This window comes from Klebsiella sp. D-Nf1, from assembly GCF_002810515.1.
Lineage (GTDB): Bacteria > Pseudomonadota > Gammaproteobacteria > Enterobacterales > Enterobacteriaceae > Klebsiella > Klebsiella variicola.
On the sequence record NZ_PIOK01000001.1, the window covers coordinates 1893859 to 1909451 of the forward strand.

Genomic DNA, 15593 nt, shown 5'->3' on the forward strand with positions numbered 1-15593 from the left:
ATATTCATGCCGCAAATTATTGAGAATGTTGGCGCTTTGCAAGGAACATGGCTACAGGGCTGATGCGAGAAGGCTTCGCCGCAAACCGGTTTCATTCGATAGCGCGATCCCTGTCGAACACTTTAAGAAAAATCTCATTTTAGCTGATTCGGGCGAAACGTTTTGCTCACGCTTCGCTGTCAAAGCAGACCTGATTGCGGCCATTCTGCTTTGCCTGATAGAGACGACGATCGGCTACCGACTGCAAGGCTTCAAACTGATACTCCCCCTGCTCTTCACTGGCACTGACCCCCAGCGACGCACTGACCCGCAGCGTCACATTGTTATGCAAAAAGACCTCCCGGAGCTGGATACGCAGGCGTAGCCGCTCTGCCACCACCGCCGCTTCCTGAAGCGTGGTATCCGGCAGCACGACACAAAACTCCTCCCCACCCACGCGGCCCAGCAAATCGCCCTCACGAACGGTGCTGGCAAGGGTACTGGCCACCGTCGATAGCACTCTGTCGCCCGCCTGATGACCATAGCGATCGTTAATGCGTTTGAAGTGATCCAGATCGAGCTGGATCACCGCCAACGGTCGTCCACTGCGCTGGCAGGCGCTGGCTACCGCCATCGCCTGTTCAAACAGCGCCCCGCGATTGAGCAGACGGGTTAAGGCATCGTGCCATGCCTGCCATTCGAGGGAGGTTTGCAGGACGCTCATATTGCGGACCATGCGGCGGATCACCAGCCAGGAGAGCAATAGCATTAAGGTGAAGAGCACCCACATCAGGGTCAGGGCGATGGTGATGGTGCCAAAATTGCCCCGCACGCCTTCCCGCAGAGTGTGGATCCGCAGCAGCACGCCGTCAAAATTGCGCAGTTTGGCCCAGCTGATATAGCGCGTCAGCAAGCGCAGTCCCCCCTGGTTATCATGGACAAACGCGCGGCTGAGCAACTCCTGTTCACGGGGGGACAAAAGCGTCAGGACATTCCCCGGCGCGGAAGAGGCCAGCAGGTTCAAATGGCTATCATAAAGCTGGTACTCCCCCTCCTGCCCCCCCTGCATGGCGCTGACCAAAAACGCTTTTATTTCACTGACCGAGAAGTCCATCGCCAGCACCCCGCGCCAGTAGCCGGCGAAATCCAGCGGTATCGAGGCGGTGACCACTTGCTCTTCCATCTGTGGATCGTCGTCAGGAAAGGTTTGCCAGATAACGCCCCGCCCCGGATTATTCCGCTGGCTCTGTCGGGTAAACCAGAGGGCGCCGATGGCTTGCGAATAGTGGGTCATCACCTGCGACTCGTCCCGCAGCGGCAGGGTCGAGGTGAAAAAACCACTGCGGGAGATATACTGCATTCGCTCCGCGAAATCGCGGTTATGTTGCGTCAGATTCAACAGATACCCCAGCTCCAGCGTCGCCATCAGTTCATCAGCCGCGAGCGGATCGTCCTTCAGCAGCATAGGGTTGTTACCGACGACGCTGCCCGAGACGCCAAACACCGGCAGCGTACGACGGTTCGGCAGCGCCACACGCCAGGCCTCCTGGTGACGCTGGCTCAGATAGCGCTGGCTGGCACTACGCAATACGTCGATATCGAGCGGCTGTTCAAGCGCAGACTGCATACCGTGGCGAAAAAACATCATCCGGTCGATGTTGAACTGCAGCAGTCCATCCATTTCATGGGCGACATTAGCCAGATTATTACGCTGGTTGGCCACGTAGGCCTCTTCCAGGACGTTGATTTCACGCCAGATCAGTAACGTGGAGAAAAAAAGCACCACGATAAAACAGACGTTAACCACATGCGCCGGGCGAGTCAGGTGGCGGAGCTTTTTCATCTTCAACCGAAGTGGCTTATCCATCATTCTCTCGCAGTACGTAGCGCAAACCTGACGACGTCAGCGCCCCGGGTTCTGTCGATGCCGGGCGCGCTTTTAGCGTAGACGACGCAGCGCCGTCGCGCTGTGTGCAACCACACTACTTCACCGACCGGCGCAGGCTGCTCACCACTTTCACGCCCGCCAACACCACTGCGCCAATGATAAAACCCAGCACCAGGTTGGCAATGACCGGCAGCAGGGAAGCCAATATCCCGCCCAGCCCCGCGCTCCAGTGCTCAATGGCATGATGCAGTGGCGCAATGCCGTGAACCACAATTCCGCCGCCGACAAGGAACATCGCCAGCGTCCCAACGATGGAGAGCACTTTCATCAGCCAGGGGGCTACCACTAACAATCCTTTGCCCAGCCATTGCGCCAGCGCAGCGCGTTTCTCCGCCAGCCAGTAGCCCATGTCGTCCAGCTTAACGATCACGCCCACCAGACCATAGACCCCGATAGTGACCAGAATCGCGATCCCGGAGAGGATCAGGATCTGATTGAGCAGCGGCGCTTCCGCCACAATGCCGAGGGTGATGGCGACAATTTCCGCGGACAAAATAAAATCGGTGCGAATCGCCCCTTTCACTTTGTCACGCTCAAAGGCCAGCGGATCGCGCTCCGCCAGCGCCTGAAGACGCTGCTGCCGTTGCGCAGGATCCTCTTTGTGCTTGCGCGCCTCCAGGCTGTGAAGCACCTTCTCCACCCCTTCAAAACAGAGGAACGCGCCTCCCAGCATCAGCAACGGCGTAATCGCCCAGGGAATAAAAGCGCTGATCAATAGCGCCAGCGGCACGAGGATCACTTTATTAACGAACGAACCTTTCGCCACGCCCCAGACGACCGGCAGTTCACGATTCGCTCGCACGCCGGTCACCTGCTGAGCATTGAGCGACAGATCGTCCCCCAATACCCCGGCTGTTTTTTTCGCCGCCAGCTTGCCCATCACGGAAATATCATCCAGTAGCGTGGCGATATCATCGAGTAACGTTAAAAGACTACTTCCTGCCAAAATAATTTCCTTCTCTTTTCATCAATGTCTCCCTCGAGTATGCGTTAAAAAACGGCCGGTGCCCAAGGTACAATTAGTCAATATAAATTTAACAAACTCGCGCAAATTAAGCGCTCGCCAGCACGATAGTTTTCACGTTTACTATATGTCCCCTTTCTATCTCTGCACCGTCGTGAGGAAGTATGTCTACCCGTCAGCTGTTACCGCTTATCGGGGCGCTGTTTGCGCTGTATATCATTTGGGGCTCTACCTATTTTGCCATCGCCGTCGGCGTCGCCAGCTGGCCGCCGCTGATGATGGCCGGTATTCGCTTTCTCTCTGCCGGCGTGCTACTGCTGGGCTGGCTGCTGGCCACCGGCCATAAGCTGCCAGCGCGCCGGCCGTTGCTTAACGCCGCGCTGATCGGGATTTTGTTGCTTGCCGTCGGCAACGGCTTCGTCACCCTCGCCGAACATCAGCACGTCCCGTCAGGGATCGCGGCGGTGATGGTTGCCACTGTGCCGCTGTTCACCCTGTGCTTCAGCCGCTTTTTCGGCATCGCCACCCGTAAACTGGAATGGCTGGGCATTGCCATTGGCCTGGCGGGTATCGTGATGCTCAATAGCGGTGGCAATTTAAACGGTAATCCGTGGGGCGCACTGCTGATCCTGGTGGGTTCGCTAAGCTGGGCGTTCGGTTCGGTTTACGGGTCGCGGATTGAGCTGCCAACCGGCATGATGGCAGGGGCTATCGAGATGCTCGCCGCCGGGATCGTCCTGCTGGTCGCGTCATGGCTGACCGGTGAGACGTTAACCCATGTCCCCTCATGGTCCGGGATCGCCGCCCTGGCCTACCTGGCTATCTTTGGCTCGCTAATCGCCATCAACGCCTACATGTTTTTGATCCGCAACGTCACCCCGGCGGTAGCCACCAGCTATGCCTACGTTAACCCGGTGGTGGCCGTCTTGCTCGGCACCGGGTTTGGCGGTGAAAGCCTGTCGCTCATTGAATGGTTGGCGCTGGCAGTGATTATTTTCGCCGTAGTGCTGGTGACGCTGGGAAAATATCTCTTCCCCGCTCGCAGCGAGGCTACTCCTTGTAAGGCGTCGAAGTAAACGCCAGCTCGCGGATCCCTTGCGTATCGATCTGCGCGTCGTGCCCGGCGCCGCAGATCCACTCTTCCAGACGCTCGGTGAGCGCCTCATCATTTAGTTTCAGCCGGCCGCGCAGGGCGCATTCCCAGATGATAAGCATCCGCCAGCCCTGCTCAGCCAGCTGTTGCCGGTCGCGGGCATCGCGCGCCACATTGCCGGCGATTTTATCCAGCCAGAACGCCGTCCGTGTGGCCGGTACCTTAAACAGATAACAGTCATGGTGATGCCAGAAACAGCCGTGAGTAAAGATAACGCAACGGTAGTCGGGCAAGGCGAAATCGGGGCGTCCCGGCAGCGCGCGATCCTGGGCGACAAAGGTGAATCCCGCCCCGGCCAGCAGCGCCGCTATCCGCTTTTCAATCGCCGTATCGCGCGTAGCGATAGCCCGCATATTTTTACTGCGCGTGGCTTTATCGTGAACATCCGCCATCGTTATCATCCGCTTCGCGACGCGCCACCGCCTGGGCGATACGCGGCGCCAGGAGCTTCGCCACCGCGGCGAAGACCGGAACCACCACCGAGTTGCCGAACTGACGATAGGCCTGGGTATCCGACACCGGAATGCGGAAACGCGAACCCTGGGGCGATTCAAAGCCCATCAGCCGGGCGCATTCGCGCGGTGTCAACCGGCGAGGCCGCCGCTGTTGGTTCTGCGGATCGTCAAAATGCTGCTCGCCCAACGGCCGGTCCCAGCCGCGATCGACGAGAATTTCGGCACCGTCTTTATAGTAGCGGGCAGACAGCGTTCGAGCCACGCTGTGGGGATTACCGGGGTCTACCAGGCCATAACCAAAGCCATTACCCCGCGCCTGATGCTTGCGGGCATAACGATAGAGATATTTCCACAGCACCGGCGTAAGGATAAATTTGGCATCCACTGTCGGCTCCAGCAGCTCGCCAAATGTCGGCCGCACCGCCGGATAGAGCGCAGCGATATCGCGCAGCGTAAATCCTTCATGCAGCTGCAGGTCGCGGCGGAAACCCACCAGCACGATGCGCTCCCGGTGCTGTGGTAAGAAATGGCGCCCGTCGATGACCTTAGGGTCATCCGGCCCGGTATGCCCGGCATCGGCCACCTCATACCCCAGCTCATCCAGCGTCTGCATGATGATGCGGAAGGTGCGCCCCTGATCGTGGCTTTTGAGGTTTTTGACATTCTCCAGCACAAAAATCGCCGGCTGACGCGCGGCGATGATTCTCACCACATCAAAAAACAGTGTCCCCTGGGTTTCGCAGGCAAAGCCGTGCGCGCGGCCCATGGCATTTTTTTTGGAGACGCCGGCAAGTGAAAAAGGCTGGCAGGGAAAGCCGGCCAGCAAGACATCATGCTGAGGAATAGTCTCGCGGATATGCTGCGCCGCTTCGTCATCGCTGACATCGGGGCGGTGGCTGAGCGTGACATCGCGGATATCTTCATTAAAACGATGCTGCTGCGGATCACAGTACCAGTTGGCCTTGTAGGTACGCACCGCGTGCTTGTTCCACTCGCTGGTAAAGACGCACTGCCCGCCAATGGCTTCAAAACCGTTGCGGATCCCGCCGATACCGGCAAACAGATCGACAAAGCGGAACGCATAATGCGGGTGATGAGCTGGCGGCGCCGGCAGCAGCGTCGCCAGATGGGTGACCTCCTGCGGACGCAAACGCCCCGCCGCGCGGGGGAGCGCCGCCACGCGCTTGAGGATCGCCGCGCTCCAGTGCTGTTCGCCGACGCTTACCAGTTCGGCGACCAGCGTTTTCACATCATAGATCGTCATCAGCTGACGCAGCAGCGCCTGAGCCTCTTCCCCGGCCTGCTCTGCCAGCGGCAACGACCTGTTTTCCTTAATTAACTTTTGCGGCATATCCTCAACCAGCGCGGACGATTTTTGCAGAGAGTACCATAAATCACTGGTCGGTTGACGCCTGCGGTGCAAAGCGGCGCAAAACCGCTTCATCCAGCGCCCGCGGCTCCCCCTGCAGCTCGGCGCTGAGCTTGGCCATAAATTCGACGAGGAAGCGGGCATTGTGCTGCGCCATCTCTTTTCCCCTGGCCGTCTGCATGGTCTCCGGCAGGCGCAGGAGTTTGCACTGGAAATGGTCAAGGGCATATCTGCGGTCATCCAGCGCCCGCCGGTCAGCAAACGGATCTTCAGCATCAAACAAGATGGTATTCAGGGCGCCGGCGACGGCGAAGACGCGCGCCAGACCAATCGCCCCCAGCGACTCAAGACGGTCGGCGTCCTGGACGATTTTCGCCTCCAGCGTGCGCGGGGGGATCGCCGCGCTGAAGCTGTGCGCCTCGATGGCATGGCTGACCGCCGCGTAACGCTCCACGGGAAAATCGGCAAAAGAGGATTGCAGGATCGCGAGGGTTTTCTCGGCGGCCATCATCGAGGAACGGCTACGCTCCGGATGATTCTTCGGCAAGCTGACGATGTCATGAAAATAGCTGGCCGTGAGGAGCACCAGTCGGTCGACTTCCTCCCCGGCGGCCAACTGGGTAGCCGTGGCCCAGACGCGACGAAAATGGGACAGATCGTGTGCAGCATCATCCTGCGCGTAATGCATCAGTATCCAGTGCTCAAATCGTTGCTGCCAGTCAACCAGGTCCATAGGCTTTCCTTTATGTGAAGGTCAGCCTCGAGCATAGCAACTTTACCGCTGATGATCCTGCTCGCCGCGAGACGGCCGGGTATACCAGACGACCGCCCCGAGGATCGCGCCAATGCCCGCAAGCACTAACATACCCAACAGCGCACCAAGCCACTTACCCGTCGTGGTTCCAAAATCGCCCTCCACGCTGGCGCCGGGAACGCTCTGAATTTTTCCGACCACCCACCAGTAACGCACAATGACCCAGACACAATATCCGCAAAAAGCATACAACGCCCATAACGCGAGCTTCCCTCCGGGGCTGCGTTTTGCCTGCTCTTCCATCTCATTCCTCTCCGTGACACAACACACTACCGCCACTCAAAACGTGACAAGCGTCACATTATACCGTCAACCTGCGCAGCAGGCAGCAGTTTCATCCCCATCTTCTGCGTCAACCTGCGACTTATGCTGCCGGTGAGCGCGCGCTGGAGTGCTTTATGTATTATTCGCCCCATGGACAAAGTTTATTTCGGCGCGGAAGGTCGGGTGTTGTATTGATAATTTTTTGATTATTTTCGCCGGTAGAAAATCAATTTTCGTGATGAATAATGTCTTGATGTTAATTCATACAATCCATTTCATTGAGTTAACAAAATCTATCAAATGACATCATATCCTATTGCTATATAACAAAATGATACCACACCCAAAATCATTCATAAAAAACATAAAGAACCAAATAGAAATAAATTGAAATATTTTACATTATTTATTTACATTTTTCATTTTAAATAAAAATGAACTTAGTCGTTAGTATCTGATAGTCATTCCGGAGGGATTGTCATAATTCATAGAAATTATTATTAAAAGGGAATATATAATGAAAAGAAAAGTACTGGCACTCATGGTACCGGCATTATTAATGGCCAATGCCGTTAATGCCGCGGAAATCTATAACAACAACGGTAACAAACTGGACCTTTACGGGAAAGTTGACGGCCTGCACTACTTCTCTGACGACGCTTCAGAGGACGGCGATCAGACCTATGTTCGCTTTGGCCTGAAAGGCGAAACGCAGATTACCTCAGAATTAACCGGCTACGGTCAGTGGGAATACAACATTCAGGCAAATACCACTGAAAAAGAAGGCGCAAACTCCTGGACCCGTCTGGCCTTCGCTGGTCTGAAGTTTGCCGACTACGGCTCACTGGATTACGGTCGTAACTACGGCGTGGTGTACGACATTGAATCCTGGACCGATATGCTGCCGGAATTCGGCGGCGATACCTACACCCAGACCGACGTCTACATGACCGGCCGTACCAACGGCGTGGCAACCTACCGTAACAGCGACTTCTTCGGCCTCGTCGATGGTCTGCATTTCGCCCTGCAGTATCAGGGTAATAATGAAAACGCCGGTTCTGGCGAAGGCACTAATAACGGCGGCAAACGTAAGCTGGCGCGGGAAAATGGCGACGGTTTCGGTATCTCCAGCTACTACGATCTTGATATGGGGATCAGTGTAGGGGCAGCGTATTCGTCTTCGGACCGGACCCATAACCAACAGGCAGCGGCACACAGCAGCCAGCGCTATGCCAATGGCGATAAAGCCGATGCCTGGACGGTCGGCGCGAAATATGACGCCAACAACATCTATCTGGCCGCCATGTATGCAGAAACCCGCAACATGACCTTCTATGGCAACGACAGTTTTGGTGGGATTGCCAATAAGACGCAGAACTTCGAAGTGGTCGCGCAGTACCAGTTCGACGACTATAATTTACCGCTGCGTCCGTCTGTCGCCTATCTGCAGTCGAAGGGGAAAGATCTCTACACCTATTCTCGCTACGGCGACAAGGATCTGGTCAAGTATGTCGACGTGGGCATGACTTACTACTTCAACAAAAATATGTCCACCTATGTGGATTACAAAATCAACCTGCTGGATGAAGACGACCGCTTCTACAAAAACAGCGGTATCGCGACCGATGATATCGTCGCCCTCGGTCTGGTTTACCAGTTCTGATGCCCGTCAAAGCCCGCGTTCAGCGGGCTTTTTTATGTTCCCGCTCCGTTGAGATCACTCTTTTCGACATTGCCGCTTTCCAGGCGTACCTTCCCTCTTTATGATGCGTTTAAGCTCGTTCGGGCAAAAAGCGGCGATAAGGTCCTAAAAGGATAACGTGCTACCGCGTCTCTACGCTGAAACCAGGACGATGATGATGGCGATACCCCAGCGCAGGCGTTATACCTGAAGCTAACGGTGTGATTGAAGGGGAATGGTCATTAAGAGAAAAGTGGCGGAGAGAGGGGGATTTGAACCCCCGGTAGAGTTGCCCCTACTCCGGTTTTCGAGACCGGTCCGTTCAGCCGCTCCGGCATCTCTCCGCTGTTGTGGTTGCTATAATGCCAGGATCTTTGGCATTTTAATAGCTCCCGTTTCGGTAATCGTGTTCAAGTGACGACTTTGCGAGCGATATGATGTTTAAATGGCCCTGGAAAGCAGATGATGAGTCCGGCAATGCAGAGATGCCCTGGGAGCAAGCGCTTGCCATTCCGGTGTTAGCCCATCTTTCACCCACTGAGCAGCGCAAGCTGACTCAGATGGCTGCCCGTTTCTTACAGCAAAAACGTCTGGTGGCCCTCCAGGGGCTGGAGCTCACCCCGCTGCATCAGGCACGCATTGCCATGCTCTTTTGTTTGCCGGTGCTTGAGCTGGGAATAGAGTGGCTGGACGGTTTCCATGAAGTGCTGATCTACCCTGCCCCGTTCGTCGTGGATGATGAATGGGAGGATGATATTGGTCTGGTCCACAACCAGCGGGTGGTGCAATCAGGACAAAGCTGGCAGCAGGGGCCTGTGGTGCTGAACTGGCTGGATATTCAGGACTCCTTTGATGCGTCAGGCTTTAACCTCGTGGTGCACGAGGTGGCGCATAAACTGGATGCAAGGAATGGCGATCGGGCCAGCGGCGTGCCGCTTATCCCGCTACGCGAGGTCGCCGGCTGGGAACACGATCTCCATGCGGCAATGAACAATATTCAGGATGAGATAGACCTGGTGGGGGAAAGCGCTGCCAGCATTGACGCCTATGCCGCCACCGATCCTGCGGAGTGCTTTGCCGTCCTCTCGGAATATTTTTTCAGCGCACCCGAGTTGTTCGCGCCCCGCTTCCCCGCCCTGTGGCAGCGTTTTTGCCACTTTTACCAGCAGGATCCGCTGAAGCGGATACGTGAGAATGGCCTGCAGGATGAAGACGATCGGCGCATTGTTCACTAAAACAACGCCTTGAGCTAAATTTAGCCATTTGAATCAGCAGGTTAATTTTAGTGTTGACACAAAAATACGAGGCCAGTAGTATGCGCCTCGTTCACACGATTCCTCTGTAGTTCAGTCGGTAGAACGGCGGACTGTTAATCCGTATGTCACTGGTTCGAGTCCAGTCAGAGGAGCCAAATTTAAAAAAGCCTGCTTTCGAGCAGGCTTTTTGCTTTTTAGCTTCCGTCAGGTCTGCCTCACTTCTGTCCGGCCCAGCCGCATAAGAGCTAGCGGCGCATCAGCGCCTCCTGCCAGCGTCGCGTCAGATAGTTATGTTCATCCATCACCGAATTCCATACCGCAATATGTCCCATCCGCTGCTCGTAGCTTCCACCATCCCGACGCTCACCCGCAGGAATAAGCGGCGCGCCAGAGGCATCGAGGAGTAATTCAGCTGCCGGTTTTCCTGCATACCAATAGTCCCATTCGGCCTGAGACAGACAAGCGCGGCTCCGCTGAGGGTTGGAAATATAATACCCCTGCCGGGCCATTACTGCGCCGGGCCAACCAGACTGCCACCAGTTAAGGTAATCATAGGCCGCTTCTTTTACCTTCCCGGTCACGCAGCGAGATAGCGACATGCCGCCATACCACGCCCGATAGCCTTCGCGCGGGCGCGCCATTTTATAGCCTCGCTGATGGAAATGGTGCCGGAAATAGATGGGAGCCCATAAGCTCTGGACCTCAACGCATCGATTATCGATTAAATCGCATGCCTGCTCCTGGGACGACCAGAATGCGGCAAAGTGTCCCTGGCGATTAAGATGGGCTAATCCTTGTGTCAAAACATCGATCTCTTCCAACGTCAAATTGCCAATATCGGCAAACTGCGCCATCCCCGCGCCCTGCATGGCCAGAGCGGCATCGATCCCTCCCATAGCTGCATCCTCCTGCAGGGCGACCGCGCCAGTAAGCGCGCTATGCAGCAGCCATCCCCAACTCTCTTCTTCCTGCTGAAGCGCCTCGGGAAGACGGTCGACATGATAAGCAAAGCTATCGGCATTATGCGTCAATGGCAGCATGCTGATGAGATCGCTCGGCTGGCTGCTTAAATGGCGATCCCGTTGAACGTACAAGCGCTGGGACGGTACGCTGCCATCGGCCACAACGCCGTTCAGGGTGCCCTGCTTCGCCAGTTCGTTCACCTCGTCCCAATATTTCAGCCGCTTCACCTCCAGCGGCTGAATAGCACGTGCCGGCCAGACAAAATCGATATTATGAAACCACTGGTCATAGAGATCGTAACTGTCAGGCTGCATAACCGCGATGCGCTGGGCATCTTCCACGCTATGCAGCAGGTATTCGATCTTAATCCCCAGCTCCTGCTCAGCGCGAACACGCAATATCTCCAGTAATGTCACCGACGTGCCCAAAACCCGAAGCGTTAATGGAGGAGAAATAATCGCCGCAGAACTCATCCCTTCAGGACTCCTGTAATACTTGCATAAAGCGGCTAAAGGCCTGCTGCAAGCGATGCGCCTCCAGTCCACGTAAGATAAATACCAACGTTGAATGGCTTAAGGCTCCAGGCCAGTCATCCAAATGCACCGGAGGATGCAACGTGTGCTGTACACCATGAATAACCACCGGAGTCTCACTGTCGCTTACACGCAAAATGCCTTTCATTCTCAGCACCGCGTTACCATGGCAATGTAATAGCATGGATAACCAGATAGCAAAAGCGGGCCAGTTTAACGACTGCTCAAGCGAAATCACGCATGTTTCTGTCGTGGGATGCGCCCCGCCATCGCGCTTTGGCACCAACGAAAACGTGCTGTCAGCACATGACCCTAACCAGCGGAAACGCTGTTCATAAGAGCCGCGAAATACTTCACTTCGGAACAGCCAGTCCGGGGTATCCTGCGCCAGCCGCGTAGTGCTCACTTCCGCCAGCGGATTAAGCTGACGCAGCCACTGCTCGAGCGTCACCGTCTCCTCGGGGGCAACGCGATCGCTTTTACTCACCAGCAGTTTGTCCGCCGCCGTCACCTGCGCAAGCCACTCGGGCTGAAGATCGGCTTGACGGTGGGCATGTTCCGCATCGACGAGTGTGACCAGCGTCCCTGGCGTGAAATGGCTCTGCAACTGACGATCGTGGAGAAGTGTCGATAAGATGGGAGCCGGATCGGCCAGCCCGCTGGTTTCCAGAACAACGTAGCGAAACGCCGGGATCAGGCCGCGCGCCCGCCGTTCATAAAGCGCCAGCAGAGCGGCCTGCAATTCCCCTCGAATCTGACAGCATACGCAACCGCTCGGCAATAACACAGTATCCGGCGCGACTGCGTGAAGCAGATGATGGTCGATCCCCACCTCGCCAAACTCATTCACCAGCAGAGCAATATCGTTCACGTCCTGCCGGGCGAGCCAGTTTTTCAGCAGCGTTGTTTTACCGCTACCCAGGAACCCGCTCAGCACATGGAGGGGTAATTTCTCTTCAGCAGGCATCGTTTTCCCCTTTGGCCTCAAGCGAGGCTAACCAGGCATCATCGAGCGGATCGATCGCCTGATGCAGCATGTTCTCGGCTTCTTTCCACAACCGATCCAGGGAGTGGACCAGCACCTGTTGTCCCGTCGGGCTGGCCAGCAGCCATTGACCATGAAACTCCGTCAGCGAGAGGCGCCAGGGCTTCAGCGTACGGTTTAGTAATGCCAGCTGCCGCAGACGCAGCTGGCGTAGGGGAATATCCTGCCGCAGCGGATCGCTCCACTGCGGCCCGTTATCAAGCAGGCCGCACACTCCGCACATCATCCACTCCTCAAGGCATCACATCACCCGAATTTGGCCCCAGCGTCTGGCCAACGAACAGGTTACCCCCAGGCTCGCTGGCCAGCAGCAGCGCCACCGGCGCCACTTCTTCTGCTCGCCCAAAGCGCCCCAGCGGCAGCTCCGCCGTTTTGGCCGTTTTCCACGCCTGGTGAATACCCTCAATAAGCGGGGTTTCAATCGGTCCTGGGGCGATAGCGTTAACCAGCACATTTCGGCTGGAGACTTCCAGCGCCAGAGATTTCGTCAGGCCGATCACGCCAGCCTTAGCGGCCGCATAGTGACACAGCTCTGCCCCACCTTTGATGCCCAGTTGGGAAGCGATATTGATAATGCGTCCCCAGCGTTGGCTTAACATCACTGGCAGAGCTCGCTGGCAGGCCAGAAACACGCTGCGCAGATCGACGGCCATCATGGTTTCCCACATATCCAGAGTGATATCGGTGCAGGGAGCCTGGGTAAGCATGCCTGCATTGTTGACCAGCACGTCAATCCCTTCATAGTGCCCCAGGCAGGCATCCACACCAGCCGTTGCCCCGTCGACCTCGCCGACATCAGCCACCACGCCATAGCAATGCGCCCCAATTAACCGACAACGCTGTACCACCCCTTCCAGTTTATTACGGTCCCGGTCGGTGAGTATCAGTCGTGCCCCTTCCCCGGCAAAAAGCAGTGCGATAGCCTCGCCGATACCACTTGCCGCGCCCGTCACAACACAACGTCTGTTTTGCAACTGCATAGTGGCTCCTTAATCCGGCCAGCGGACGGTCAAACCACCGTCGACAATAAGGCTTTGCCCGGTCAGATAACGGCTTTCGTCGCTGGTGAGAAAAGCCACTACGCGAGCGATATCATCCGGACAGCCAACCCGTCCCAGTGGAATCGATCTGGCTGCTTTTGCCAGCCCCTCCGGCCCCAGAGAGTTCTGCTTATCCAGCGACTGTGGGGTTTCAATCAATCCGGGGATCACGGCGTTGCAGCGAATACCTCGCGGTGCAAGCTCAACGGCCAGTGAGCGACAAATCCCTGGGACTGCGGCTTTCGCCGCCGCGTAGTGGGCGTGCTCCTGCCAGCCATAGACGCCCCCGGCAATCGATGAGATAGCGACCAAACTCCCACCGCTGACCAGTCGTGGCGTAGCCGCCCGGAAACACCGCATCACGCCGGTGAGGTCCACATTAAGCATTTCGTTCCAGCGGTCGTCGTTCATCTCTTCAATAGACGCGCAGCGTAAGATCCCCGCATTGGCGATGACATAATCAAGACGGCCATAATGAGCGACGCCTTGCGCTATAAACGTATCAACCGACGCCGTATCGGCGACATTCAGCGGCAGCCAGAGTGCATCGCCACCAGCCTCCTCAACCTGTGCAGCGGCGACAGTAGGGTCATGCGGATCGTCCGGGTAGTAACCGGCGATCACCCGTATTCCGCGGCGGGCATACAGGGTGGCCAGCGCCAGACCAATGCCGCTTGCCGCACCACTGATTGCCGCTACTCGCTGACTGATGTTTGTGGTTTCCATCATTGCTCCTTACGCCTGAGGTTGTGTGTTAACGGTCTTGTTCATCCCTGACGCGTGCTGGACATCGCCACGCGCCAGCCACATCACCACACCTGAGATAAAGCAGGGTATGGCGCCAAACCACAGCGCAGCATCCTGCCAGTGCCCTCCATGGCTTAACACTGCGGTGGTACCAACGCTGGCGATGATCGCCCCGACCGGTCCCATCGCGCCAATCAACGCCCCTGCCGTAGCACGGATGGCGGTAGGAAAGCTTTCACTAATGAAAAACAGCGCTGCCGCGTAGGGACCAATCAGGAAGAACAAACCAATACTGTACAGCGTGACGATAGCGGCAAAGTTGTCCGGGCAGTAGAGCATGCCAGCAAACGCCACCCCCCCCAGCATCCAGCCGACCGCGATAGTATTACGACGCCCAATCCGGTCGCCCAGCCAGCCATGGGCCAGGTAACCGCAATAGCCCACCAGATTGGACAGGATTAAGATAAGCAACGAGTTGTTAAAAGAAACATCATGGGTTTTGGTGATGACCGTCGTACCGAGCACGCTAAAAATCTGAATGGCAAACCAGTTGATCAGTACCGCCGCCCCCAGTACCAGGGTGGCGCGCAGCGATGTGCCTCGAAACGCTGCGGCAATCCCACCGCGGTGATGTTCCTCCCATGAAATCTGATAATCCTGGGCTACCTGACGGGCTTCGGCGACCTGCCCTTGTTCACGCAAATGTTGGATTTTCTTTTGTACCTGGAATTGAGGTGTTTCTTTAAGTTTTAGCGCCAGCACAGCGATAACCAGTGAGGGTAATGCTGCAAAAATGAAGCTGCCCTGCCAGCCGATGATGGGCATTAAAATGGCGGTCAGCGCTGAAGCGACTAGTGCACCGACCGGCCAACCACCTTGCACAAGACTGTAGACAAACCCTTTACGTTTATTGAGTTTTGGATCGTCGAGCGCGGTATACAGTTCTGATAAATAGGTAGCGTTCACCGTTTGTTCCGCGTAGCCCAACCCCGCGACAGAGCGAATGGCCGTCAGCGCCCCTTTCCCCCATGCACCGCCCACAGCGGTCAATAATGAGCACAACGCGGCACCGCCAACGGTAATGACAATCCCCATCCGGCGTCCCAGACGATCGACCAGCGGACCAATCGCCAGCGCAATCACTGCGCCGCCAACCGCCACCCAGGTGGCGATTTCCGCTTGCTCTACCTCATCCCAGCCAAAATGGAGACCGATTTCCGGCAATAATGTGCCAAAAAGGATGAAATCGTAGACAGCGAAAACCCAGGCAAAAAAGGCAATCCAGGTGGCAAATTTCACATCCTTGATGGTTAACTGCTGCGGCTGCCAGCCGTTTACGGAAGTTTTGTTAAAAATGCTCATAGCGTAATCCCTCTGTCAGG

General features: G+C 56.4%; 15 protein-coding genes and 2 tRNA genes. 4 read left to right on the plus strand and 13 right to left on the minus strand.

The window, feature by feature from the left end:
* Window positions 1–166: 166 nt before the first annotated feature.
* Together dgcQ and CWM54_RS09335 are read right to left on the minus strand one after the other, a co-directional pair.
* Complete coding sequence (dgcQ, locus tag CWM54_RS09330) at window positions 167–1846, minus strand: cellulose biosynthesis regulator diguanylate cyclase DgcQ (RefSeq protein WP_100696941.1); 1680 nt, start codon at window positions 1844–1846, stop codon at window positions 167–169.
* A gap of 115 nt (window positions 1847–1961) precedes the next feature.
* The gene (locus tag CWM54_RS09335; RefSeq protein WP_061154035.1) at window positions 1962–2873 is read right to left on the minus strand and encodes a DUF808 domain-containing protein; all 912 of its coding nucleotides are present in this window, start codon (window positions 2871–2873) and stop codon (window positions 1962–1964) included.
* 182 nt (window positions 2874–3055) lie between these two features.
* Between CWM54_RS09335 and yedA the strand changes: the two genes are divergently transcribed.
* Window positions 3056–3967: a drug/metabolite exporter YedA gene (yedA, locus tag CWM54_RS09340; protein ID WP_100681234.1), complete on the plus strand. Its 912-nt coding sequence runs from the start codon at window positions 3056–3058 to the stop codon at window positions 3965–3967.
* Here the strand turns inward: yedA and CWM54_RS09345 are convergent.
* From CWM54_RS09345 to drpB, 4 genes are all read right to left on the minus strand, one after another.
* On the minus strand, window positions 3942–4436 hold the full coding sequence (locus CWM54_RS09345) for a very short patch repair endonuclease (RefSeq protein WP_100681235.1): 495 nt from the start codon (window positions 4434–4436) through the stop codon (window positions 3942–3944). The two genes, yedA and CWM54_RS09345, sit on opposite strands and share 26 nt — an antisense overlap.
* The gene (locus tag CWM54_RS09350; RefSeq protein WP_162678268.1) at window positions 4417–5817 is read right to left on the minus strand and encodes a DNA cytosine methyltransferase; all 1401 of its coding nucleotides are present in this window, start codon (window positions 5815–5817) and stop codon (window positions 4417–4419) included. Before CWM54_RS09350 ends, CWM54_RS09345 begins: the two co-directional genes overlap by 20 nt.
* A gap of 76 nt (window positions 5818–5893) precedes the next feature.
* A complete protein-coding gene (locus tag CWM54_RS09355; RefSeq protein ID WP_100696811.1) occupies window positions 5894–6601 on the minus strand; it encodes a phosphohydrolase in 708 nt (235 codons plus the stop codon).
* A 42-nt stretch (window positions 6602–6643) separates the two neighbouring features.
* A complete protein-coding gene (gene drpB, locus CWM54_RS09360; protein WP_100681239.1) occupies window positions 6644–6925 on the minus strand; it encodes a cell division protein DrpB in 282 nt (93 codons plus the stop codon).
* 538 nt (window positions 6926–7463) lie between these two features.
* Between drpB and ompC the strand changes: the two genes are divergently transcribed.
* Complete coding sequence (gene ompC, locus CWM54_RS09365) at window positions 7464–8609, plus strand: porin OmpC (protein WP_100696813.1); 1146 nt, start codon at window positions 7464–7466, stop codon at window positions 8607–8609.
* 272 nt (window positions 8610–8881) lie between these two features.
* On the opposite strand, the gene CWM54_RS09370 is transcribed toward ompC, so the two are convergent.
* A tRNA-Ser gene (locus CWM54_RS09370) sits at window positions 8882–8971 on the minus strand.
* Window positions 8972–9061: 90 nt separating this feature from the next.
* Between CWM54_RS09370 and mtfA the strand changes: the two genes are divergently transcribed.
* Window positions 9062–9862, plus strand: a complete 801-nt coding sequence (gene mtfA / locus CWM54_RS09375) for a DgsA anti-repressor MtfA (protein WP_162677286.1) — start codon at window positions 9062–9064, stop codon at window positions 9860–9862.
* 100 nt (window positions 9863–9962) lie between these two features.
* Window positions 9963–10038: transfer RNA gene (locus CWM54_RS09380), tRNA-Asn, on the plus strand.
* 90 nt (window positions 10039–10128) lie between these two features.
* Here CWM54_RS09380 and CWM54_RS09385 read toward each other — a convergent pair.
* Genes CWM54_RS09385 through CWM54_RS09410 form a run of 6 tightly spaced genes read right to left on the minus strand, consistent with a single transcriptional unit; the run spans window position 10129 to window position 15573 of the window.
* A complete protein-coding gene (locus tag CWM54_RS09385) occupies window positions 10129–11319 on the minus strand; it encodes an ABC transporter substrate-binding protein (protein ID WP_023297892.1) in 1191 nt (396 codons plus the stop codon).
* Window positions 11320–11323: 4 nt separating this feature from the next.
* Window positions 11324–12346, minus strand: a complete 1023-nt coding sequence (locus CWM54_RS09390) for a CobW family GTP-binding protein (RefSeq protein WP_100696815.1) — start codon at window positions 12344–12346, stop codon at window positions 11324–11326.
* Window positions 12336–12647, minus strand: coding sequence for a hypothetical protein (locus CWM54_RS09395; RefSeq protein WP_016161414.1), 312 nt, complete (start codon window positions 12645–12647; stop codon window positions 12336–12338). Before CWM54_RS09395 ends, CWM54_RS09390 begins: the two co-directional genes overlap by 11 nt.
* A gap of 10 nt (window positions 12648–12657) precedes the next feature.
* Window positions 12658–13404 carry an SDR family NAD(P)-dependent oxidoreductase gene (locus CWM54_RS09400; protein ID WP_022065159.1) on the minus strand — a complete coding sequence of 249 codons (747 nt, stop codon included), beginning with the start codon at window positions 13402–13404 and terminating at the stop codon, window positions 12658–12660.
* A gap of 9 nt (window positions 13405–13413) precedes the next feature.
* The gene (locus tag CWM54_RS09405; protein WP_077265654.1) at window positions 13414–14190 is read right to left on the minus strand and encodes an SDR family NAD(P)-dependent oxidoreductase; all 777 of its coding nucleotides are present in this window, start codon (window positions 14188–14190) and stop codon (window positions 13414–13416) included.
* Between the two features lie 9 nt (window positions 14191–14199).
* Window positions 14200–15573, minus strand: a complete 1374-nt coding sequence (locus tag CWM54_RS09410) for an MFS transporter (protein ID WP_100696816.1) — start codon at window positions 15571–15573, stop codon at window positions 14200–14202.
* Between the last annotated feature and the right edge of the window lie 20 nt (window positions 15574–15593).